The 22,730-nt window shown below is 34.9% G+C and carries 19 protein-coding genes; 12 read left to right on the forward strand and 7 right to left on the reverse strand.

Going from position 1 to position 22,730, the window contains the following annotated elements; genetic code table 11:
- Nucleotides 1-96: 96 nt before the first annotated feature.
- A complete protein-coding gene (locus A9G11_RS12485) occupies nucleotides 97-1,479 on the forward strand; it encodes a DUF3999 family protein (protein WP_065619923.1) in 1,383 nt (460 codons plus the stop codon).
- Between the two features lie 47 nt (nucleotides 1,480-1,526).
- Here the strand turns inward: A9G11_RS12485 and glnS are convergent, their stop codons facing one another.
- The 3 genes from glnS to A9G11_RS12500 form a co-directional block, all read right to left on the reverse strand.
- Nucleotides 1,527-3,212, reverse strand: coding sequence for a glutamine--tRNA ligase (gene glnS, locus A9G11_RS12490; protein ID WP_065619924.1), 1,686 nt, complete (start codon nucleotides 3,210-3,212; stop codon nucleotides 1,527-1,529).
- 208 nt (nucleotides 3,213-3,420) lie between these two features.
- The gene (locus A9G11_RS12495; RefSeq protein ID WP_065619925.1) at nucleotides 3,421-4,764 is read right to left on the reverse strand and encodes an ATP-binding protein; all 1,344 of its coding nucleotides are present in this window, start codon (nucleotides 4,762-4,764) and stop codon (nucleotides 3,421-3,423) included.
- Entirely contained in the window at nucleotides 4,761-5,489 is a 729-nt protein-coding gene (locus A9G11_RS12500; RefSeq protein WP_065619926.1) for a winged helix-turn-helix domain-containing protein, read from the reverse strand. The genes A9G11_RS12495 and A9G11_RS12500 overlap by 4 nt, the downstream gene beginning before the upstream one ends.
- A 156-nt stretch (nucleotides 5,490-5,645) precedes the next feature.
- Here A9G11_RS12500 and A9G11_RS12505 point away from each other — a divergent pair, with 156 nt between their 5' ends.
- Genes A9G11_RS12505 through A9G11_RS12520 form a run of 4 tightly spaced genes read left to right on the forward strand, consistent with a single transcriptional unit; the run spans nucleotide 5,646 to nucleotide 7,970 of the window.
- Nucleotides 5,646-6,374 carry an MtnX-like HAD-IB family phosphatase gene (locus tag A9G11_RS12505; RefSeq protein ID WP_065619927.1) on the forward strand — a complete coding sequence of 243 codons (729 nt, stop codon included), beginning with the start codon at nucleotides 5,646-5,648 and terminating at the stop codon, nucleotides 6,372-6,374.
- A gap of 10 nt (nucleotides 6,375-6,384) precedes the next feature.
- A complete protein-coding gene (locus A9G11_RS12510) occupies nucleotides 6,385-7,212 on the forward strand; it encodes an alpha/beta hydrolase (RefSeq protein WP_065619928.1) in 828 nt (275 codons plus the stop codon).
- Between the two features lie 7 nt (nucleotides 7,213-7,219).
- Complete coding sequence (locus tag A9G11_RS12515; RefSeq protein ID WP_065619929.1) at nucleotides 7,220-7,576, forward strand: hypothetical protein; 357 nt, start codon at nucleotides 7,220-7,222, stop codon at nucleotides 7,574-7,576.
- Nucleotide 7,577: 1 nt separating this feature from the next.
- Nucleotides 7,578-7,970, forward strand: coding sequence for a DMT family transporter (locus A9G11_RS12520; RefSeq protein ID WP_065619930.1), 393 nt, complete (start codon nucleotides 7,578-7,580; stop codon nucleotides 7,968-7,970).
- A 97-nt stretch (nucleotides 7,971-8,067) separates the two neighbouring features.
- Here A9G11_RS12520 and A9G11_RS12525 read toward each other — a convergent pair whose 3' ends face one another.
- The 3 genes from A9G11_RS12525 to A9G11_RS12535 form a co-directional block, all read right to left on the reverse strand.
- Nucleotides 8,068-8,937: an arginase family protein gene (locus tag A9G11_RS12525; RefSeq protein ID WP_065619931.1), complete on the reverse strand. Its 870-nt coding sequence runs from the start codon at nucleotides 8,935-8,937 to the stop codon at nucleotides 8,068-8,070.
- Nucleotides 8,934-9,983 carry a peptidogalycan biosysnthesis protein gene (locus A9G11_RS12530; RefSeq protein WP_065619932.1) on the reverse strand — a complete coding sequence of 350 codons (1,050 nt, stop codon included), beginning with the start codon at nucleotides 9,981-9,983 and terminating at the stop codon, nucleotides 8,934-8,936. Before A9G11_RS12530 ends, A9G11_RS12525 begins: the two co-directional genes overlap by 4 nt.
- Nucleotides 9,984-10,066: 83 nt before the next feature.
- Nucleotides 10,067-11,476, reverse strand: coding sequence for an aspartate aminotransferase family protein (locus tag A9G11_RS12535; RefSeq protein ID WP_141674429.1), 1,410 nt, complete (start codon nucleotides 11,474-11,476; stop codon nucleotides 10,067-10,069).
- Between the two features lie 214 nt (nucleotides 11,477-11,690).
- On the opposite strand from A9G11_RS12535, the gene A9G11_RS12540 reads away from it, so the two are divergent.
- The 7 genes from A9G11_RS12540 to gyrB all read left to right on the forward strand — a co-directional run bounded on the left by A9G11_RS12540 (nucleotide 11,691) and on the right by gyrB (nucleotide 20,995).
- Nucleotides 11,691-12,440, forward strand: coding sequence for a MipA/OmpV family protein (locus A9G11_RS12540; protein WP_065619933.1), 750 nt, complete (start codon nucleotides 11,691-11,693; stop codon nucleotides 12,438-12,440).
- A 123-nt stretch (nucleotides 12,441-12,563) separates the two neighbouring features.
- Nucleotides 12,564-13,469: a recombination-associated protein RdgC gene (locus A9G11_RS12545; protein WP_065619934.1), complete on the forward strand. Its 906-nt coding sequence runs from the start codon at nucleotides 12,564-12,566 to the stop codon at nucleotides 13,467-13,469.
- A gap of 178 nt (nucleotides 13,470-13,647) precedes the next feature.
- Entirely contained in the window at nucleotides 13,648-14,769 is a 1,122-nt protein-coding gene (gene ompA, locus A9G11_RS12550) for a porin OmpA (protein ID WP_065619935.1), read from the forward strand.
- A gap of 162 nt (nucleotides 14,770-14,931) precedes the next feature.
- Entirely contained in the window at nucleotides 14,932-16,290 is a 1,359-nt protein-coding gene (gene dnaA / locus A9G11_RS12555) for a chromosomal replication initiator protein DnaA (protein ID WP_065619936.1), read from the forward strand.
- 15 nt (nucleotides 16,291-16,305) lie between these two features.
- On the forward strand, nucleotides 16,306-17,409 hold the full coding sequence (gene dnaN / locus A9G11_RS12560) for a DNA polymerase III subunit beta (RefSeq protein ID WP_065619937.1): 1,104 nt from the start codon (nucleotides 16,306-16,308) through the stop codon (nucleotides 17,407-17,409).
- Nucleotides 17,410-17,467: 58 nt separating this feature from the next.
- On the forward strand, nucleotides 17,468-18,541 hold the full coding sequence (gene recF, locus A9G11_RS12565; protein WP_065619938.1) for a DNA replication/repair protein RecF: 1,074 nt from the start codon (nucleotides 17,468-17,470) through the stop codon (nucleotides 18,539-18,541).
- A 42-nt stretch (nucleotides 18,542-18,583) separates the two neighbouring features.
- Nucleotides 18,584-20,995 carry a DNA topoisomerase (ATP-hydrolyzing) subunit B gene (gyrB, locus tag A9G11_RS12570; protein ID WP_065619939.1) on the forward strand — a complete coding sequence of 804 codons (2,412 nt, stop codon included), beginning with the start codon at nucleotides 18,584-18,586 and terminating at the stop codon, nucleotides 20,993-20,995.
- Between the two features lie 132 nt (nucleotides 20,996-21,127).
- Here the strand turns inward: gyrB and A9G11_RS12575 are convergent, their stop codons facing one another.
- Nucleotides 21,128-22,627, reverse strand: a complete 1,500-nt coding sequence (locus A9G11_RS12575) for a VWA domain-containing protein (protein ID WP_065619940.1) — start codon at nucleotides 22,625-22,627, stop codon at nucleotides 21,128-21,130.
- Between the last annotated feature and the right edge of the window lie 103 nt (nucleotides 22,628-22,730).

The raw sequence follows: 22,730 nt of genomic DNA on the forward strand, positions 1-22,730 counted from the left end.
TGTTAAATCCTACGTAATATCTCTTAAAATGCTGTAGTTGAACTTAGTTATATAATTGTATAAATTATATCTAGGTTAAATTTGGATTTTAATATTATGAAAAAAGCATTTCTATGTTTGCTATTGTTGATCAGTACAGCAAGCCAAGCCACAGAGACCTCTCTTGATTATGCTTATGGTGCAAAAATCAATTTAATTGATGATTCAAGTATGTATTATCGAATAGATCTGACCAAAGATGTTTATACACAAACCATTTCTAGTCAATTAAATGACGTTAGAGTATTTAACCAAAAAGGACAACCAGTACCCTTCTCTTTAGTCAATGTTTATCAACAAAATGATCAGAGTGAAACATTTCCAGCAACGATCTATTCATTAGACGAAAGTCGAAAAGTTAATCCAGATGACAGTTCTGAACAAGATCTTGAGAGATACAATATTAATATCAATAGTAAAGATGTCCAAATTAACCTCGATAAAACAATCAATAAAGACGGAAATAGTTCAACTTATTTATTGCAAATCCCAGATAATATTGAGTTAAAACAAGCAATAAATAATTTATCGATTAATTTTGATGCAACCACAAATCAAAATTGGCAAGCTACCGCTAATTTAATGTGTAGTAATGATTTAAAAGATTGGCAATTAGTAGTGGATAATGTACCACTTATGTCACTTACTGATAACAATAATAATCAATCACTTAAACTAAATACAATTGATATTCCTTCATATTATAACAACCGCGCTCGCTATTGGATTATCGTATTAAAAGCAAAACAAAAGCCAGTACCTAATATTAAAACTGTTGAATTTACGACTAAAAATAATCGTTCACAAGTCGCATTGTTTCCCATCGATTTCAAGCTAACAGATTCAACTGATATAGAAGCGATTTATGATTTACCTTCTGCGCAACCAGTGAAAGAATTATCGATTCAACTTGCTAATACTCGTTCAGTATTACCGCTTAGCATTTACTTTAAGACAAGTCGTGATAATACAACATGGCGCAAACTGAATGATTATATTATCCGTAGAGTTGATGAAGGTGATGAACCCCAACGAATTACTTTACATAGTGAAGGTTTAAATATCAAACAACTCCAAATCAAAGCTATCAATGCCAGTTTTGATGAAGCACCAAAGATCACTGCTTTTCGTGACCGGATGAGTATTATCTTTAATAGTAGTAATAATGGACCTTTTGTTTTAGCTTGGGGTTCGATTAAGGCAACTTCAGCTTCACTGTCAGAACAAGAATTACTTTCAAATTCACAATCAGCAATTGATTTACCACAAGCGTATATTGGTGAGAAAGTTGAACTGGCGGGGGAAAAAGCATTAACACAAATTAATGATGATTCTTCCTATTTTCCTAAATGGATAATTTGGATTTGTTTAATTGCAGGCGCTGTGTTCTTAATTATCTTAGCGTTAAAACTTATCAATGAGATTAAAAAAACACAGTAATAAAAAGTGTTAAAAAAAGATTCGCCGACGTTGGTCGGCGATAATTTTTATTTTGTTGGCGCTTCATTCCAACTATCTCTTAGACCAACTGTGCGGTTAAACACTAAGTTGTCTTCCGTTGCATACTTACTGTCTAAACAGAAGTAACCTTCACGTTCAAACTGATAAGCCTGTTCTGCAATCGCATTTTGTAAACTCGGTTCAACAAACCCTTGCTTTATAATTAATGAGGTAGGATTAATCGTTGATAAAAAGTCCTCTGCTGAGCCAGGATTTGGAGTATTAAATAAGCGATCATATAAACGGATCTCTGCCGGTTTAGCAAATTTAGCTGAAACCCAATGAATAACACCTTTAATTTTGCGTCCATCTTCAGGATTTTTATTAAGCGTTGCCGGATCGTAGGTACAATAGATAGTTAGAATATTACCTTGTGCATCTTTTTCAACTCGATCGGCACGAATAACATAAGCATTACGTAAACGTACTTCTTTGCCTAAAACTAAACGTTTGTAGTTTTTATTCGCTTCTTCACGGAAATCCGCACGATCAATATAAATCTCACGGGTAAAAGTGACTTCCCGATGACCGAGTTCAGGACGGTTTGGATGATTTGGCATACTTAGTATTTCATCAAGCGTTTCTGAAAAGTTTTCAATGACCACTTTTACCGGATCGAGTACTGCCATTGCGCGTGGTGCGTTTTGGTTAAGATCTTCGCGAATACAAAATTCAAGTGTACTCATTTCGACGGTATTTTCTTGTTTAGTAATACCAATTCTTTGACAAAAATCACGAATAGAAGCGGGTGTATAACCTCGACGGCGTAAACCTGATACGGTCGGCATGCGTGGATCGTCCCAGCCATCGACAATTTTTTCAGAGACTAATAAGTTTAATTTGCGTTTTGATGTTATTGCATATTCTAAGTTTAATCTTGAAAATTCGTACTGATGTGGACGCGCGTCAATCGTAATATTATCTAAAACCCAATCATATAAACGACGATTATCTTGAAATTCAAGAGTACAAAGTGAGTGCGTAATATTTTCAATGGCATCCGATATGCAGTGAGTGAAATCATACATCGGGTAGATACACCATTTGTTACCCGTTTGGTGATGTTCAGCAAATTTGATGCGATATAAAACAGGATCGCGCATAACCATAAATGGCGAAGCCATATCGATTTTTGCTCGTAAACATGCTTTTCCTTCGGCAAATTTACCTTCTTTCATTTGTTTAAATAGTGACAGATTTTCATCTATACTACGATCTCGATAAGGACTATTTTTACCAGCTTGCGTTAAGGTTCCTCGATATTCACGAATTTCATCAGCGCTAAGTTCATCAACATAAGCTAAACCTTTAGTAATCAATTCAATAGCATAACTATAAAGTTGATCAAAATAATCTGATGAATAACATATTTCACCATCCCACTGAAAACCTAACCATTGTACATCTTGTTTTATCGATTCAACATATTCAACATCTTCTTTAGCCGGATTAGTATCATCAAAGCGTAAATTACATTTGCCATGATAATCTTTAGCAATACCAAAATTTAAACATATCGATTTAGCATGACCAATATGTAAATAACCATTTGGCTCTGGAGGGAATCGTGTATGAGTTGTTTTATATTTTCCCGCTTGTAGATCCGCATCAATAATTTGACGAATAAAGTTAGTTGGACGAGTCTCTGTCTCTGTCGGTAATGAACCGCTCATAAAAAACCTCTAATTGTATGTTTATCAATGACGAATTCTAGAAAATAGTTTGTCATTTTGCCGTGTTGGGCAAAGAATATAACAAATTTTTATTTGTTTCGAAATGGGTAAGCTATTTATTTAGATAGGCATCATTATTTTTTTACTAAAACGGATATTACTCCGGAATATTTTTTACAAATTTTATCTGTCGCTATCAGATTAGCTTTTATTCATCTTCTGCTTTTAGTGAAACTACAAACCTTGCTCCACCAAGGGGACTTGTGACGACAAAAGCTTTACCATTGTGAAACTCTGCCATTAGTTTTACATAGGCTAAACCCAGCCCGTAACCACCAGTTGAGCGGGTACGGCTGGTATCAAGTCTGGCAAAAGGCATAAAAATCTTTTCACGCGAATTAAAAGGGATACCTGCACCATCATCATCAATTTCAATTACCACACTATTATGTTGTTTAGTAATATTCAATACCGCTTTATGTGTGGCATATTTAAATGCATTTAGTAATAAATTTTTAACAATTGTTTCAACTAAATTGGTATCTATTAGGGCATTAACATCTTGGCTGTTACAGATCAATTCAAATTCTGGCGGTTTAAATAGTTCTAAAGATTGGCAAATTTTTTCACTCCACTCTTTTAAAGATACCGTGGTCAAATTCAATTCGATATTACTTTGTTGCATTTTGAAGTAATTTAAGCTGGCACTGATGAGGGTTTCTAATTCGTTTATGTCATCACTCATGCCTTTTTGCAAAAGTAATTTTTCTTGTTCATCTTGCGATTCTTCTAGCATGCTTAGCTCAAATCGCATTCTTGCCAGTGGTGTGCGTAACTCATGCGCCATTGCATGAGAGATAGTCTGGTTGGTACTGACTAAATGTTCAATATGTGTCCCCATATTATTTAAGACATTTGCTAGTGGTTTAAATAACCATCCTTTTACATTTTCTGTTCGTGCATGCAAGTTTCCTTGTCCAAGTTGTTCGGCTGTTTGTCGAATATTGACCAAATCTTTCCATACGGCACTAAAGGCAAAATAGATCAGAATAAAGAAGATAATCGCACTAAACAATGCCCAAATAATGAGAAAAACACTTAAGGACATGGTATTAGATTCCAAGATATCTCGCATCAAAATGGGACCTAATTGCAATAAATGACCATCATTTAAGTCGATGTATACCACCTCATTGTCGCTATCATAAGAAAAACCAAGTTTCACTAACTCTTTTTGAACTGAATCAGGCAATGATGTGTTAGACGGAAGTACTTCTATTGGATAACCAAAATAGGGTTGTAACTCTTCTACCACTTGTTCAAGTGGGCGATCTTTGTGTTCGTTGATTTGCATGCGTATTAAGTTTACTGTTCCTCGCTGAGATTCGCGAAATACAATATGATCATCAGGCATATCGGTTAATGATGAAGGTAAAGAATCAAAGACCAATAAAGCACCATAGGCAATAATACACTGTAAAGAGAGTAAAATGACTAAATAGAATATAATACGACGGTTAAAAAATAGTGGCTTGGCTAGTAAATGGCTCAATGGTTATCCCCTTCTCGCAAAAATAAGTAGCCTTTACCTCGCACGGTTTTGATTCGTGACGGATTATCCGGATCATCAAGTAGTTTACGACGAAGTCGGGAAATACGAGCATCAATTGAGCGATCACTACCATCGAAGTCGATTCCTCGTACCTGTGAAAAAATATCATCTCGCGATAAGATCTTACCTGCATTATTGGCAAGTAGCCATAAGAGATCAAACTCGGCAGTAGTTAAATCAATTTCTTGATCTTCTAATAATACTTTGCGATTTTCGCTATCAATCACTAGATTATCAAAAACAATGGCTTTGTTACTTGGTGAAATAAGTATCTCTTTACTACTTTCTTTGTCTGATTCTATCTGTTTTCGCCGTAACAAAGCACGAATTCGGGCAAGAAGTAATCGTGGTTCGACGGGTTTTGCCAAATAATCATCAGCGCCTAATTCTAAACCAACAATTTCATCAATATTATCTTCACTGGCGGTCATGATGAGAATATAGTTATTAAACCATCCGCGGATATCACGACAAATGTCAAAACCTGATTTTTCCGGTAACATGACATCTAAAATAACCAGATCAGGATTCAATTTCTGAATTTTTTCTTCTGCGCCGTCACCACTATTATGCCAGTCAACCGTGTACCCTTGGCGTATAAGATAAACTTGAATTAGATTGGCTAGTCGCTGGTCATCTTCGATGATTAGTATTCGTTCACTCATTTTATGTACTCATTACTGTGTTTTGTAATTCGTGATACCTCATTATACAGACAATTTTATTGCCGTTACAAAATATATACAAAGAGCCTACAATATTTGAAGTCACTCTGTGAGAGAATTTGTGCCATTATCTATAAATTGGTTATTTTTTAAGAAATGAATACTTTTTCATCGATTGCAAACCATCTTTTTAATCCATCTTATACTCAACACCAAACCCCGATTGTTTTGTGTGACTTTGATGGTACCATTAGTGTGAAAGATGTGACTGATACTTTACTCAGTCATTTTGGTCAAGATGGCTGTGATGAACTTGAAGAGTTATGGGTTAACGGCAAAATTGGTTCTCAAGAGTGTATGAGTAAACAAATTGCCTTAATGGATGCCAGTCTTGATGAACTCAATCATGCTTTGTCACAAATCAAAATTGACCCAACATTCAAATCATTTATTGATTATACTGAGAAAAATCATATCCCTGTGCATATTGTCAGTGACGGGTTAGATTATGCTATCCAATTTATTTTAAAACGTCATGGTATGGAGCATTTACCGATTTTTGCTAATAAGTTAATGCATGATAATAATCGCAGTTGGCGCCTTGAATTTCCTTATGCTAATAAGAACTGTATTAAGCAAAGTGGTAATTGTAAGTGTAATCATGTCAAGAAACAGCAACATTTTAATCAAATACTTTATGTTGGTGACGGTACCTCTGACTATTGTGTCTCTCATAATGTCGATTTTGTTTTTGCTAAGGATAAACTCATTAATTATTGTGAGAAAAATCAAATTGAACATTGCGCAATTAATGGTTTTGCTGATGTAACCAAAGCATTAAAACAGGCTCAACACGCGCTTATTCCTGTCATGATGATAAAATAAAGGAAGGGTAATGAGTTCAATTCAAGATTTATCTTATTTCCTAGAAGGAAATAAAAATGGCGTGCTATTAATCCATGGGCTGACAGGTACGCCAAATGAAATGCGTATTCTTGCTAATGGTTTACACAAAGCAGGATTTACCGTCTATGCAGTACAATTAGCAGGTCATTGTGGTACTGAAGAAGATCTATGTAAAACAACCTGGCAAGATTGGTATAAAAGTGTCCAAGATGGTGCGGATTATTTAGCCAAACATGTTGATAATCTTTTTGTTGCCGGATTATCAATGGGCGCTCTGCTTGCATTGCAGCTTGCTGCAGATAGGCCTTTGCAAATCAAAGGGGTAGGTGTGTTTGCTCCAACATTTTATTATGATGGTTGGAGCATGCCATTTTGGGCGAAGAAGTTCTTTTTTTTATTGGTTTATTTTAAAAAACTCGGCATTTTTCAAAAAGTCTCTTTTATCGAAAAACCACCTTATGGACTCAAAGATGAACGTATTCGAGCGGTGGTATCTGAGAGTATGCTCAGTGGTGATAGTGGCGCAGCTGGACTTGCTGGTAATCCGTTCCCAGCTTTAGCAGAGATGCAGTTATTAGCCAAACAGGTACGTAAACAGTTACCTAAAGTAACCTCTCCTTGTTTAATCATCCATTCAGGTAATGATGATATCGCCAATATTGAAACTAATGCTAAATTGGTCGAAAAACAAGTTTCTGGACCGAAAAAACTTATTGTATTAAATGATAGCTACCACTTAGTGACTATTGATAGTCAACGGCGAGAGGTAATTAAGGAGTCGGTGTCTTTTTTCAATAAAATTGCAGAAGAAGGATAAAAGTATCATGTCGCCATTAGTTATTTTACTTTGGGTCAGCAATATCTGTTTTGATACATTAGGACAAGTCGCCTTCAAATTTGCTGCTATTTCGCCCAATAATCGAGATGGTTGGTATTACTGGTTAGATTTATCAAAAAATATTTGGATCTGGGTAGGTATTATTGCTTATATTGTTGAGTTCTTGTTGTGGCTAGCATTTTTAACTTTAGTTCCCCTTTCTCAAGGTGTATTACTGGCTTCATTTAATATTATTACAATTATGTTGGTTGGTCGCATTTTGTTCAAGGAACTATTAACCATGTATCGTATCATCGGTATGTTGTTAATTACCTCTGGGGTAATTTTTGTAGGGATGTCTTAATATGGCGAGATTTTATTTAATCGGATTTTCAGTATTACTGCTTTTTGATACTATAGCTCAATGTAGTTTCAAATTAACCGCTATCCATGCCCAACCTTTAGCCATGAGTGTCGATTGGTTGATGAGAGTTTTTACTAATCCTTGGATATACATCTCCATTGCGGGTTATATTTTAACTTTTTTTACTTGGATGACGCTGCTAAAAAAAGCGCCAGTTGGACCAGCTTTTGCCGCATCGCATTTCGAAATTGTTACTGTAATGATTGTTTCTATTTGGTTATTCCATGAACCGATTACTTTGTATAAATTAATTGGAGCAATATTAATTATCTCAGGTATTTTATTTTTAGCTGTTGCTGAAGCGAAACTTACCAAACAAAATTCTACTGTTTAACCTTGATTCACATCATTTGTTTAGCCGCTTAGGTGGTCGATTTTATACTAAAACGCCCACCTTTCCTGAAACTTTTTTACAATCATTTTATCTCATACTACATCAATGCTTTCAGTAGTGTCATATTAAGTTGATGTTGTTCTTGTTGCCAGTTACTAAGATTAGCTGGCGATATCGCAGGTTGTTTATCTAAGGAACTTAAGAAACGCTTAAACCAGTTAGATGATTGCCATATTGATAACTCCCCAGTAATATCGCTACCAATAATTCTTGATTTTATTGAGGTAATTGTGTCAAGGAGATGATAGGTTTGTAATTGCCCCTGATCCCAATTAGTGTGAATAACTTCTTCACTTAGCACGTCTTTATCAATCGATAGATATACTGGTTGAGTACTATGATATTGTTCTGATAAAAAATTGGCGATCAAATCATCTGGTGATGCAAAATGCCGAAAGGCATGCCCCAAACCAATTTTTTCTGCCCAGGAAACATTGACATTTAAACTCCAATATGTGAGTTTTTTGTGAAAAAGCGGTTTCCACCTATTCTCCCAAAAATGGGTTATACCAATATCATGAGAAGTGATACCTAATACATGTACATGACTGACAAAAGGTAAACGTGTGACATAGCTGACCCATGAACCACAATGAATACCAAATAAATACCGCATATTATCTGGGTGATTATCAAATATTACTACTTCAATAGGGTTATCTGCCGAGTATTGCTGAGCCAGACGTTCTATAAGTAATAAGGAAATATGGTGATAATCGCCACTACCCATTAATACCGTGCCGTAATTTTCGGTTAGTGTATGTTGTAATATGTCTCTAAATTGCCGAAACTTTTTTTCAGAGCAACCAAAGCGAATCGTATCTTGCCATTTTGTAACATCAATTTTTTTAGCATTATTAATCTCGCCTACACTCTGATCAAAATTGAGTATAACAGGATATCTCATGCTACTTTCTCCTTGTCACTTTCGAAATGTCCAATTAGTTTACGTAATATTCCTCTTAATAGCGGATTACGAATATAAACTAAATGTTTAGTAAATGTAAAACTTGCTCCTAACGATGCTTTCACTTCAGGATCTGTCCAACCAGCAATATAATGGGTAAATCCTTGTTGTAAGGCATATTCCAGATTAACAAACCAGCTCACATAATAGAGATTTAACTCTCTCGCTTTAGGATAAATCATGCCTATATATTTATCAATTAACATGTTATTTACGATAAAACAGAGGTTAAAACCAATAAACAGATCATCTTGATGATAAGTAAAAATAGGTGATTTTATCGTTTTATTTTGCAACAGCTGTGTAAAAAATGGTTTAGTTAATAAATCAAAATGAACTTCACTTTGCTGATAAACATTAAGGTAATACTGGTAATATTCATCTATGACCGCTTGATTAAAAAAACAGTCATCACCACAATTTAAAACATTGATCTGTACTTTTTCCCGTGATCTTAATTTTCGCCTAAAATTTTTACGACGACTGTAGGAAAAACGAGTAAGTAAATCATCAATACTTGTAAAATCGATAGGCACCCAAGCTAATGCTTGCCCTTCTACTTCTAAAAAGCCTCGATCTTTTAATGAGGTAATAAGTTGTGAGGAATAGACATTATCTTTTTCGCTAAGCAAAGGCGATGCTAATGGTAGATCTTTAACAATCAAAAAAGGATATTGCTTAGCATAAGCGGTTTTAAGGTTTTGGGCTAATTGGTTGGCATCAACATGATCATTAAGTAAAGCATATTCAGAAACAGTGGTACCAACAAAACAAGTTTTGGGTTTGAACCAATGCTGCCACCTGTTAAAAAACGGTAGTTTCTGGATTTTATTTTTGAAATCATCATCAGCTGTTGTTAATAAATCAAATTTAGCTGAAAAAGCAGGCACTTCATCTTTACTTAACCATGCAGCAAAGTGTTCTGGTGGATGAGTTAAAAAAATATCTATTAGTTCAGTAGGTTCTAACTGATTGATGTATTTCATAAGTATGTATATATGATTGATTTTGATATAGCAATCCCGTCAACAAAACGTTGACGGGCAGATTAGAAATTATGAATTGAATATTAAAGTTCTTTTTTTGCACGTGTAATTAATTGATCGAGTAGTTCAATACCTTGATCTATTTCTTGACGTGAAATGTGTAACGATGGTGCAAATGTAATTACATTTTTATAATAACCACCGATATCAAGTACTAAGCCCATTTTGTTACCTTTCCAATCAAGATCACCTGACATACCGATATCAACCATTTTATCCACTAATGCTTTATTAGCGGTGAAGCCATCCTCAGTACAAATTTCTGCTCTAAGCGCTAAACCTAAACCGTCAACTTCACCGATTTCTTTATGTTTCTTCTCTAGCGTTTTTAATCCTTCAAGGAAATAAGCACCACTATCCATTACCATTTTTTCATAATCAGTTTCTGAGGTCATTTTTAATACTTCTAGACCAACAGCCGTACCGAGTGGGTTTGAAGCAAATGTTGAGTGAGTAGATCCAACTGGGAATACTTGTGGATTAATTAACTCTTCACGCGCCCATAAACCACCTAATGGATTTAATCCATTAGTCAATGCTTTGGCAAAGACAACCACATCAGGTTTAACATCAAAGTGTTCAATAGACCACAGTTTACCGGTACGATAAAAGCCCATTTGGATCTCATCAACCACTAATAAAATACCATATTGATCTAAGACTTTTTTAAGACCTTTAAAGTAATTACGCGGAGGAACAATATAACCACCAGTTGCCTGTAAAGGTTCTGCGTAAAATGCTGCATATTCTGCTTGCCCAACTTTTGGATCCCAAACACCGTGATATTCAGTTTCAAATAAGCGTGCAAATTCAGCCACTAAATGCTCTCCATACTCTTCAGCCGTCATGCCTTTTGGTCTACGGAAAGGATAAGGGAATGGAACAAACATGGCACGATCGCCAAAGTGTCCATAACGACGACGATAACGATAACTTGATGTAATTGAAGATGCGCCGAGTGTTCTACCGTGATAGCCACCTTGGAAAGCAAACATTAGTGATTTACCATTAGTGGCATTACGAACCACTTTGAGAGAATCTTCAATACATTGTGAACCACCAACATTAAAATGGACTCGTCCATCATATCCAAATCGCTGTTTCATACCTTGTGCAATGGTTTTAGCTAATTCTATTTTGGTTGGATGTAAATATTGACTCGCACATTGTGGTAAGGTATCAATCTGCTTTTTAAGTACATTATTTAATCGTTCATTAGCATAACCAAAGTTACACGCTGAATACCACATTTGTAGGTCTAAAAAGGCTTTACCTTCTTTATCATACATGTAACTACCTTCACAACCATCAAAGATTTTAGGTGGTTCAACATAATGCACCGTATCACCAAAAGAACAATATTTGGCTTCGTCTGCAAGTAATACTGCATCATCAGGACGACTGTTAATCATTTCTAAAGTTGGTTTACTCATAAGTTATCTCACTAATCCATATTCAAACACGATAAAATGTGGCATTATTATTCAAGAAATTGGCTTGTTACAATGTACAATTAATGTATAGATTTTGTGACGACATTTTTACCCAGATGAAAATTGAGCATGGTAAATGTGTTTTTCTTGTCTCACTCACTTATTTGGGCATAAAATTAAGATTAGGAAACGCTTATAAAAGAGTATAAAGAAAATGAAAAACACAATTTGTATCACCTCTATTTTATCACTATTTACTTTAGGATACTCATTAAGTGCCTCAGCCGATCCCACTTCCTTAGGTGTTGGAGTTGGATGGACAGACTCACCTTATAAAAGTTACAGCTCAAATTTCTATCCTATCCCACATATTGATTATGATAATGGGTCATTTTTTATTGATGATTTATCAGCTGGTTACTATATTTATAATAGCGATAATCAAAGTATCTCTATTGGTGGCCGTTATTTAGCTAATGAATTTAAACCTCATGATTCAGATAATCATCAATTAAAAAAATTAGATAAACGTTACTCAACTTTATTAGCTGAAATTGAATATAACATTGATACCAATTGGGGGAGCTTTTCCAGTAATATCGGTGCCGATGTTTTAGATGAAAGTAATAGCCTTTTAATCAACGCTGACTATAGTCTACCGGTTGTAGAAGGCGATCTTATTATTGTTCCTACCTTTGGTATTAACTGGGCTAATAGCAATCACAATAATTACTATTATGGTATTTCCCATAAAGAGTCATCTCGTTCGAAATTACGTTATCATAATGCTGACAGTTCATTTACCCCTTATGCCGAATTGGGCGCGCAATATAAATTAACCGACAACTTTGCTACTTATGGTGGTGTTCATATTGATAAATTAACCGGAGATGCAGCTGATAGCCCTATGGTCAGCAATAGTGCGGTTACCTCTGTTTATATGGGTGTATCTTATAATTTCTAATGATGATAACGCCCATTTTGAGAAGTAATTAATAATATTATCACTACATTTAGATGTAGTGATTACGCAATATTCATCGTGATACAATGGTTATCACATATAAAAAACAGGAAAAACACCAATATGCTTTGGTTTAGAAATGCCATTATTTACCAACTAAATAACGATACATTGCTTAATAAAAAAGCAATCGAAAATGCGATAAAATCTCATCCATTTATACCTTGTAGCAATTTAGATAATAATAAAATGGGTTGGGTATCACCCTACGATGATCATAACCAAGATGACTTAATTGTCGATATGCAAGGACATCTACTATTACGCATAAAAAAAGAGACTAAAATATTACCAGCCCCTGTGATTAAACAAGCATTATTAGAAAAAATCGATAAACAGGAACAAACTTTAAATAGAAAACTTAGCAAAAATGAAAAAGCAACGTTAAAAGATGAAGTCATGATTGATCTAATGCCAAGAGCATTTAGTAAATATAATCATTACTGGTTATGGATTGATACTCATAACAAACGGATTATTGTTGACTGTGCTAGTTTTAAACAATCTGAAGATATATTAGCTATTTTACGTAAACAGCTTGGTTCACTTGCACTAACACCGTTATCCATTGACAAACCACTTGAACAAATCATGACCACTTGGGTCAAAGAAAAGCTCAATTTACCTCCATTTATTTTAGGAGATCAAGCCGAGCTTAAAGATCCTATAGAAGGCAATGCTATTATTAGCTGCAAAAATCAAGATATCACCAGCAATGAAATTTTGGTACATTTCGAATCTGGAAAATGGATAACTAAAATTCAGATCATTGATGAACGAGGAGTTAGCTTTATTGTTAATACTGATTTGACCTTTAAACGGATTAAATTTGGCTCAGTGATTCTTGATGAAAATGAAGATATTGGATCTGATGAATTTGAAAAAAGACTCGAAGCGGATTTTTTTATAATGGCAAATACATTATCCAATACCATTAATGACTTTTATCGCGTCATAAATAAAATTTAAATATTTTTCACATTAAGTGCCATTAAATCTGGATTTGCATATAAATTATGCTATAATCCCGCTAGATTATGTACAGCATAATTAATAAAAATAAGTAATTATTCTTTTAATTAAAGCCAAATTTAATTAAAAGAAAATTAAATAACGTCTATAACAATATATAAGTTGAGGCAAGAAAATGAAAAAAACAACTCTAGCTCTAGCAATTGCAGTTGCAAGTTTAACTGCTACTGCAGCAAATGCAGCATACCAAGACAACACTTTTTATATTGGTGCTAAATTAGGTTGGTCAGAAATGTATAACCTAGATGCCAATAAAGTTCGTCTATACGATGAAGATGGATATAGAACAGGTATCAAAACATCTGATCGTAGTAATCTTGGTGGCGGTGCATTTGTTGGTTTCCAAGCAAATCCTTACCTAGCATTCGAATTAGGTTATGATTGGTTAGGTTCAGCTAAATATAAAAGAACTTGGTCTGCTAATCATGCTGATCATACTAAAGCTGGTAATAGTAAAATTACAGCACAAGGTGTTTCTTTAACCGGTAAATTAAGTTACCCTCTATCATTTATTACTGACGATTTAGATATCTATGGTCGCGGTGGTGCAATGGTAACTATCGCTAAATGGAGAAATAATGGCGATTATAAAGATGCATATCGTCGCGAAGGTGGTACTAAAACTGATGTTTCTCCAGTTGCTGCGTTAGGTTTAGATTATCGTATCAATGAAGATTTCACTACTCGTTTAGAGTATCAATATGTTCACCATATTCATACTGATTCAAAAGCTTCACCTGATAATGGTTTAGTAAGTTTAGGTATTACTTACCGTTTAGGTTCACCTGATGTAGCTCCACCACCAGTTGAAGTAAAAACACAAGAAAATCGTTATGTACTTAACGAAGATGTTCTATTTGCTTATGCTAAAGCTGACTTAAAACAAGAAGGTCGCATTGCATTAGACAATTTATTAACTACACTTGTTAAAATCAATCCAACTCAAAGTGCTATCGTCGTTATTGGTCATACCGACCGTATCGGTTCAGAAAGTTACAACCAAAAATTATCTGAACAACGTGCTCACTCTGTCATGAGATATTTAGTGGCTAAAGGCGTTCCTGCTGATTTAATCAGTGCGCGTGGTATGGGTAAAGCTCAACCAGTTACTGGTTCTAAATGTAACGCTCTTCGTGGCGCTGATTTAAAAGCATGTTTAGCACCAGATCGTCGTGTTGAAATCGAAGTTAAAGCACGTAATATTCAAGAAGTTCGTGTAAACCAAACAACACACTAATTTTTAGTTAATTTCGTATAAAAAACTCGGTATCTACCGAGTTTTTTATTTTTTAGTATTTGTTAATAACTAAATTATATCTCACCTTGGCTCTACAAATTATCCACAAAAAAGTTTATAATCATTAGCACATTGTTAGTAATCAAAGTTAGAGGAGTTACTGTGCCTACCGCTATTTGGCAAGATTGCCTTTCTCAATTACAAGAAGAGCTTCCTACAACGGAATTCAATTTATGGATTCGCCCGTTGCAAGCGGAAATGGTTGATAATAAACTCTATATTTATGCACCTAATCGATTTGTACTTGATTGGGTTAGAAATAAATATCTCACCTCTATAACTCAATTATTGAATAAACTTTTTAATGATGATTCGCTAAAGTTATGCCTAGAAGTTGGTTCAACGTTATCAACTGATAAAAAAATAAAAAACAGCCAACCCAAAGCAGATATTGTTCCGGCATGGAAAACAACTAAAGAAAGTAATAATAATCATACTTACCATTCAGGTATTAATCACAAACATACGTTTAATAGTTTTGTCGAGGGTAAATCTAACCAATTAGCTGTTGCTGCGGCCAAACAAGTAGCTGAAAATCCAGGTAAGGCTTATAACCCACTGTTTTTATATGGTTCAACAGGTTTAGGTAAAACCCATTTACTCCATGCTGTTGGTAACCAAATTATGGTAGTAAAAGCAAATGCTAAAGTTGTTTATATGCATTCTGAACGATTTGTTCAAGACATGGTAAAAGCCTTACAAAATAACGCTATTGAAGAATTTAAAAATTATTATCGTTCTGTCGATGCATTGCTCATTGATGATATCCAATTCTTTGCTAATAAAGAGCGCTCTCAAGAAGAATTTTTTCATACTTTCAATTCACTGCTTGAGGGGAATCAGCAAATTATTTTAACCTCAGATCGTTATCCTAAAGAGATTGATGGTGTTGAAGATCGTTTAAAATCTCGTTTTGGCTGGGGATTGACTATTGCCATTGAGCCGCCAGAACTTGAAACTCGTGTTGCCATTTTGATGAAAAAAGCAGAAGAAAATAATATTAGACTGCCTGAAGAAGTGGCTTTTTTTATTGCTAAACGTTTACGCTCTAATGTCCGTGAGTTGGAAGGCGCCCTTAATCGCGTGATTGCTAATGCTAATTTTACGGGTAAATCAATTACTATTGACTTTGTAAAAGATGCATTAAAAGATTTACTTGCCTTACAAGAAAAATTAATTACTATTGAGAATATCCAAAAAACGGTTGCCGAATACTATAAAATTAAAGTTTCAGATTTATTATCTAAACGGCGTTCACGTTCGGTTGCAAGGCCTCGTCAAGTAGCTATGGCTTTAGCTAAAGAGCTAACAAATAAAAGCCTTCCCGAAATTGGTGATGGATTTGGAGGCAGAGATCATACTACTGTATTGCACGCATGTCGAAAAATCGCAGAATTAAAAGAAGAGAGCAATGATATTAAAGAGGATTATTCCAATTTAATTCGAACATTATCAACTTAAAAAAGAATCAAAACTATGAAATTTATTATTGATCGTGAAAAACTTATCAAACCTTTGCAACTGGTTAGCGCTCCACTCAGTAGTCGTCCAACATTACCTATTTTGGGTAATTTATTACTGCAAGTGAGTGATAATACGTTATCAATGACTGGTACAGATCTTGAAATAGAGATGATCTCGCATTTACCTTTAATTGAAACCCAAGAAGCAGGGGCAACTACAGTACCGGCTAAAAAATTTCTAGATATCTGCCGTAACTTACCTAGCAACGCGCAGATTTCGATAACCGTTGATGATAATCGGTTAATAATTCAATCAGGTCGGAGTAAATTCTCATTATCAACGTTACCAGCCAGTGACTTTCCAAATTTAGAAAATTGGCAAAGTGATGTCAATTTTTCTGTACCTCAAAAAACCATTAAACGCTTAATTGATGCTGTTCAGTTTTCAATGGCAAATCAAGATGTCAGATATTACTTAAATGGGATGTTATTTGAAATCGAAGATGGTTTATTGAAAACTGTTGCCACAGATGGACATCGATTGGCCTTTTGCGCACAACCAATTGGACAAGATCTCCCTGCTTCCTGTTCGGTTATTCTGCCAAGAAAAGGAGTAATTGAACTGGCAAAATTAGTGGGCGACAACGACGAACTCATCAATGTACAAATTGGTAATAATAATTTACGTGTAAACCTTGGTGATTTCACTTTTACCTCTAAATTGATTGATGGACGATTCCCTGATTATAAACGCGTCCTACCTCGAAATCCTGATAAACCATTGGAAGTTTCATGTGAGGAATTAAGAAATGCGCTATCGCGCGTCGCCATTTTATCCAATGAAAAATTCCGAGGTATCAGACTCTATGTTCATAATAATCAAATAAAAATCACAGCAAATAACCCTGAACAAGAAGAAGCCGAAGAAGTCGTTGACGTAAAATATGAATCAGCAGAGCTTGAAATTGGCTTTAATGTTACCTATTTATTAGATATATTAAATACTTTAAGGTGTGACAGCGTACAGCTTTTATTAACTGATGCTACATCAAGTGTTCAAATTGAAGATATTAATGACCAATCTGCTTCTTATGTCGTCATGCCAATGCGATTATAATCAAATTTCATTCAATTAACCGGCTTCGGCCGGTCATATTACATATTACTTAGCTTATATGACTCTTTCACACATTAAAGTGCATCATTTTCGCAATATTGAATATGCTCAATTGCATCTATCTCACCATTTCAACTTTGTTATAGGTGATAATGGCAGTGGAAAAACCAGTCTTCTTGAAGCAATCTATATGCTAGGGCATGGTAGATCATTTAGACACATACAATCCAATCGTATCATTCAACATGAACAACCTGAGTTAGTATTATTTAGTAAAATTGAATCTGCAAATCAACAATCACGTTCGATCGGACTAGCCAAAACCCGTAATAATGATAACACCATTAAAATTGATGGTGACGAAGGATACCGATTAACCGATTTGGCAAAATTATTACCTATTCAGTTAATTACACCAGAAGGATTTGATTTACTCACAGGTGGCCCTAAATATCGACGCGCTTTCATTGATTGGGGGTGTTTTCATCATTATCCTGAATTTGTATTTTTGTGGCATAACTTAAAGCGTTTATTTAAACAACGCAATGCATTATTAAAACAATCAAATAGTTATAATCAGATGTTACCTTGGGATAAAGAACTTGCCCCTATAGCGGAAAAGATAAGTAAATTTAGGGAAGATTATACACAGCATATTTTTCCGGAAATTGTACAGACTAGTCAGGATTTTCTTCCGGAATATCAACTTAACTGCTCCTATTACCAAGGCTGGGAATATGGCCTTAATTATGCCGAAATATTACATAAACAGTACGAACGTGATAAATTGATCAATTATACCACGCTAGGACCACACAAAGCCGATATCAAATTACGTATCGACAATATTCCTGTTGAAGATCTGCTATCTCGAGGTCAGCTAAAATTATTGATGTGTGCGTTACGTTTATCGCAAGGTGAATACTATACTAAACAAACAGCACAATCTTGTATTTACTTAATTGATGATTTTGCTTCTGAATTAGATCTTGAAAAACGAGGTCTATTGGCTAAACGGTTAAAATCCGCACACTCACAGGTTTTTATCACAGCAGTTAGTCAAGACCAAATTACCCATATGATCGATGAAAATGATAAGATTTTTTACATAAAATCTGGTATAATTTCCTAAATATACAAAATGATAACAGAAATTAAATAAGTCGAGAAATCCATGTCTAATTCTTATGATTCATCTAGCATTAAAGTGCTTAAAGGGCTTGATGCCGTCCGAAAACGTCCTGGTATGTATATTGGTGATACCGATGATGGAACTGGGCTTCACCATATGGTTTTTGAAGTAGTTGATAATGCCATTGACGAAGCATTAGCCGGTTATTGTAGCCATATTGAAGTAATCATTCACCCTGATAACTCTGTTTCTGTTCGAGATGATGGTCGCGGTATCCCAACGGGAATACACAAAGAAGAAGGCATCTCTGCGGCTGAAGTCATTATGACCGTACTTCATGCCGGCGGTAAATTTGATGACAACTCTTATAAAGTATCTGGTGGCTTACATGGGGTTGGTGTTTCAGTGGTTAATGCCCTATCAGACAAATTAGAGTTAGTTATTTATCGAGATGGAAAAGTCCATAAACAAATTTATCATTTAGGGGTTCCTCAAGCACCTTTAAAAGTTATTGATGAAACCACCGAGTCAGGAACTTATGTTCGTTTTTGGCCTAGTCCACAAACATTTACCAATATTGAATTTGTCTATGAAATATTAGCTAAACGCTTACGTGAACTCTCTTTTTTAAATTCTGGTGTTTCCATCAAATTACTTGATGAACGTACCGGTAAAAGTGAACATTATCATTATGAAGGTGGTATTCAAGCCTTTGTTGAATATTTAAATAAAAACAAAAATCCAATTCACCCCAAAATATTCTATTTCAGTACCGAAAAAGACAATATTGGTGTAGAAGTGGCGTTGCAATGGAATGATGGATATCAAGAAAACATCTATTGTTTCACCAATAATATTCCGCAAAGAGATGGTGGTACTCACCTAGCTGGATTCAGGGGTGCGATGACACGTACCTTGAATAATTACATGGAAAATGAAGGTTATAGTAAAAAAGCTAAAATAAGTGCTACAGGTGACGATGCCCGTGAAGGTCTAATTGCGGTGGTATCAGTTAAAGTGCCAGATCCTAAGTTTTCATCTCAAACCAAAGATAAATTAGTTTCATCCGAAGTTAAATCAGCTGTTGAATCAGTAATGGGTGAAAAATTAACTGAATATTTACTTGAAAATCCTGCTGATGCCAAAATTGTTGTTGGTAAAATAATTGATGCTGCTAGAGCTCGTGAAGCTGCGCGTAGAGCTCGCGAAATGACTCGCCGTAAAGGTGCATTAGATTTAGGTGGTTTACCAGGTAAACTTGCTGATTGCCAAGAAAAAGATCCTGCTTTATCTGAACTCTACCTAGTGGAAGGGGACTCTGCGGGAGGTTCGGCAAAACAGGGACGCAACCGCAGAAACCAAGCAATTTTACCGCTTAAAGGTAAGATTTTAAATGTTGAAAAAGCGCGTTTTGATAAGATGTTATCTTCTCAAGAAGTTGCCACGCTGATTACAGCACTCGGTTGTGGTATAGGTCGAGATGAATATAATCCTGATAAGATGCGTTATCATAGTATTATCATTATGACTGATGCCGATGTCGATGGTTCGCACATTCGAACTTTGCTATTGACCTTCTTTTATCGTCAAATGCCTGAAATTGTCGAGCGTGGTTATGTTTATATTGCTCAACCACCACTTTATAAAGTTAAAAAAGGTAAACAAGAGCAATACATTAAAGATGATGATGCCATGACACAATTTCAAATAGCATTGGCTCTTGAAGATGCATCATTACATGTAAATAATCATGCTCCAGCACTAGCAGGTCAAGCATTAGAAAAACTCATTGCTGAATATCAAAAAGTTGAAAAACTCATTACTAAAATGGAACGACGTTATCCAAAAGCATTGCTTTCTGAATTAGTTTATCAACAAGTTTTAGACGAAAATATACTAAGTAATCAACAACAAGCTGAAGATTGGGCAAAAGCCATGGTAACTAAATTGTCCAACAAAGAACAACATGGCAGTAGCTATCGTTATTTAGTCAATTATAATGAAAAGACACAATTATATGTACCTATCATTAAAGTAAGAACGCATGGTGTTGATACTAATTATGCTTTAGACCAAGTTTTTATTCATAGTAATGAATACCGTAATATTTGCCATTTAGGCGCACAATTACAAGATTTACTTGAAGAGGGTGCCTTCATTAAACGAGGTGAACGCAATCAACCGGTAAGCTCTTTTGAAGAAGCGGTAGATTGGTTAATTAAAGAGTCTCGTCGTGGACTAACAATCCAACGTTATAAAGGTCTTGGGGAGATGAATCCAGAGCAGTTATGGGAAACAACAATGGATCCAACTAGTCGCCGCATGTTACAAGTGACAATTAAAGACGCTATTGAAGCAGATCAGCTTTTCACCACACTAATGGGCGATGAAGTTGAACCACGACGATTATTCATTGAAGAAAATGCCCTTAAAGCTGCAAATTTAGATTTTTAAATGAGCTTTTTAAAAGTTAAATTAATAAAACACAGCCAGACATAATGTCTGGTTGTTATTAATAAATCCGACACCGATTATAAATAAAATTAACTATCAACAAATTAACTAAATGATTTTAGTTAGGTGAATTTATTTACAAACAGGTCTATTTAATTTCATATCAGAAACAGCTTTATTCATCTGTTTAATCATATCATTGGGACTTTGAGCAATATACACTTTACCGCCAGTCATATTGGCCACACAATCGATTTTATGTTCACCGGCTATATCAACAATATTAATTTTTAACTTCGGCTTTTGTTTTGCAATATAATTAACTAACGTACAGATATTTTTATTTACACAAGTATCCTCACCATCGCTAATAACCAGAATATAATCATCCCGATTTACCCCATCAAGCATTTTACTGGCTTTTTCTATACCACTATAGAGTGCTGTTCCCGAATTGGCAGAATTAGTTGGTGTTAACGCATTAATTTTACGTTTTAAATTACCTCGATTAGCATAATTAAAAAATGGAGTAGTATCTGCAACCGGACAAGTTGATAGTGTAACAAGTGAAATATCAATATTTTGTTGAATCTTATCAATACTGGATAATGCAACTTTTTTACTTGACGTCAAACGGGTAGGTAAACGAGTCATTCTTTTTTCAAATGCAGTTATATCCTTGCTGGACATATAACTTGGATAACCGACTTCAAAATGGTAATAATTATATTTTTCAATCTCTGACGGAGGCTCAGCAAGCGTTACATTCATGGATAACGAATTATCAAACACCAACACCATTTTAGATGGATTTGGATTATTTATTATCTCTTGTTGCGGTATACAGTTAGGCGGATTCTTAACTTGTGGTTTTGCCTCTTCTTTGGGAGCTGGAACCGGTTTTGGTTCTATTTTTGGTTCCGTTACCGTAACAACATCTGGTTCGACCTTTGGTTCTTCTCTAACCACCGGTTCAACTTTTTGTTCTTGCGGAGGTTCAATCTTCTGAACAATTTCAGGTTTCTTATCTTCAATGGGTTGGATGACTTCTGGTAATGGTTCAGGTTCTTTTTCTTTCCCGTATGGGCTAAAGAAATACCAAAGCAAGCCAAGTAAACTCAATAATCCAATTAATAATAATGCTAACAATAAAAAATGCCACCAGCGCCACAATGCTCTTTGAGGAGTGACCGGTGGCACTACAGCCGGTTTAGGTAACACAGGCGCTTCGAAAGAATTCACAATGACTGGATCATCATTGATAACATATATTTGGTTACCTAGGCTTTTAATTCTGGGTAACCAAGACGTAATTAATTTTTGTTGTTCATCCGTTAATGGTATTGAATTAATCGTCATTTCAATATCATTAATACGTGTTTTAAGTGTTTCTTCAACCTGCTTTTTACGCACTTCATCAGTTAAACTCTCTAATAATACAGGTTGACCTTCAAGGTGTGTATACCAACCAACATATTGATTGTTTTCGATCAATTTGGGTATGGGCAGAATCGAAAAAGTTCGTTCAGTCAAATGAGGCTTTAAAAAAGATAATAAGAAGTTATATTGATCCAATAAAGATATTTTATTTACATCATTATCATCTAACACTATTCGTGTTATTCGTTGCATTACTAACTTCCTTTTTTAAATATTTAACATTTGTTATTTCTTATAAAACAGCATAACTTTATAGCTAAATTATAATATTAGTTTTGCTGTAAAATTATCCCAC

The organism is Gilliamella sp. wkB108 (genome assembly GCF_001690195.1).
GTDB lineage: Bacteria > Pseudomonadota > Gammaproteobacteria > Enterobacterales > Orbaceae > Gilliamella > Gilliamella apicola_L.

Excerpts from the sequence above, each read along its gene's own strand:
- glnS (WP_065619924.1), bottom strand. The coding sequence starts at position 3,212 with ATGAGCGGTTCATTACCGACAGAGACAGAGACTCGTCCAACTAACTTT.
- dnaN (WP_065619937.1), top strand. The coding sequence starts at position 16,306 with ATGAAATTTATTATTGATCGTGAAAAACTTATCAAACCTTTGCAACTG.
- A9G11_RS12540 (WP_065619933.1), top strand. The coding sequence starts at position 11,691 with ATGAAAAACACAATTTGTATCACCTCTATTTTATCACTATTTACTTTA.
- A9G11_RS12535 (WP_141674429.1), bottom strand. The coding sequence starts at position 11,476 with ATGAGTAAACCAACTTTAGAAATGATTAACAGTCGTCCTGATGATGCA.
- A9G11_RS12520 (WP_065619930.1), top strand. The coding sequence starts at position 7,578 with ATGGCGAGATTTTATTTAATCGGATTTTCAGTATTACTGCTTTTTGAT.
- A9G11_RS12545 (WP_065619934.1), top strand. The coding sequence starts at position 12,564 with ATGCTTTGGTTTAGAAATGCCATTATTTACCAACTAAATAACGATACA.
- ompA (WP_065619935.1), top strand. The coding sequence starts at position 13,648 with ATGAAAAAAACAACTCTAGCTCTAGCAATTGCAGTTGCAAGTTTAACT.
- recF (WP_065619938.1), top strand. The coding sequence starts at position 17,468 with ATGACTCTTTCACACATTAAAGTGCATCATTTTCGCAATATTGAATAT.
- A9G11_RS12515 (WP_065619929.1), top strand. The coding sequence starts at position 7,220 with ATGTCGCCATTAGTTATTTTACTTTGGGTCAGCAATATCTGTTTTGAT.
- A9G11_RS12505 (WP_065619927.1), top strand. The coding sequence starts at position 5,646 with ATGAATACTTTTTCATCGATTGCAAACCATCTTTTTAATCCATCTTAT.
- A9G11_RS12510 (WP_065619928.1), top strand. The coding sequence starts at position 6,385 with ATGAGTTCAATTCAAGATTTATCTTATTTCCTAGAAGGAAATAAAAAT.
- A9G11_RS12525 (WP_065619931.1), bottom strand. The coding sequence starts at position 8,937 with ATGAGATATCCTGTTATACTCAATTTTGATCAGAGTGTAGGCGAGATT.
- A9G11_RS12485 (WP_065619923.1), top strand. The coding sequence starts at position 97 with ATGAAAAAAGCATTTCTATGTTTGCTATTGTTGATCAGTACAGCAAGC.
- A9G11_RS12500 (WP_065619926.1), bottom strand. The coding sequence starts at position 5,489 with ATGAGTGAACGAATACTAATCATCGAAGATGACCAGCGACTAGCCAAT.
- A9G11_RS12530 (WP_065619932.1), bottom strand. The coding sequence starts at position 9,983 with ATGAAATACATCAATCAGTTAGAACCTACTGAACTAATAGATATTTTT.
- gyrB (WP_065619939.1), top strand. The coding sequence starts at position 18,584 with ATGTCTAATTCTTATGATTCATCTAGCATTAAAGTGCTTAAAGGGCTT.
- A9G11_RS12575 (WP_065619940.1), bottom strand. The coding sequence starts at position 22,627 with ATGCAACGAATAACACGAATAGTGTTAGATGATAATGATGTAAATAAA.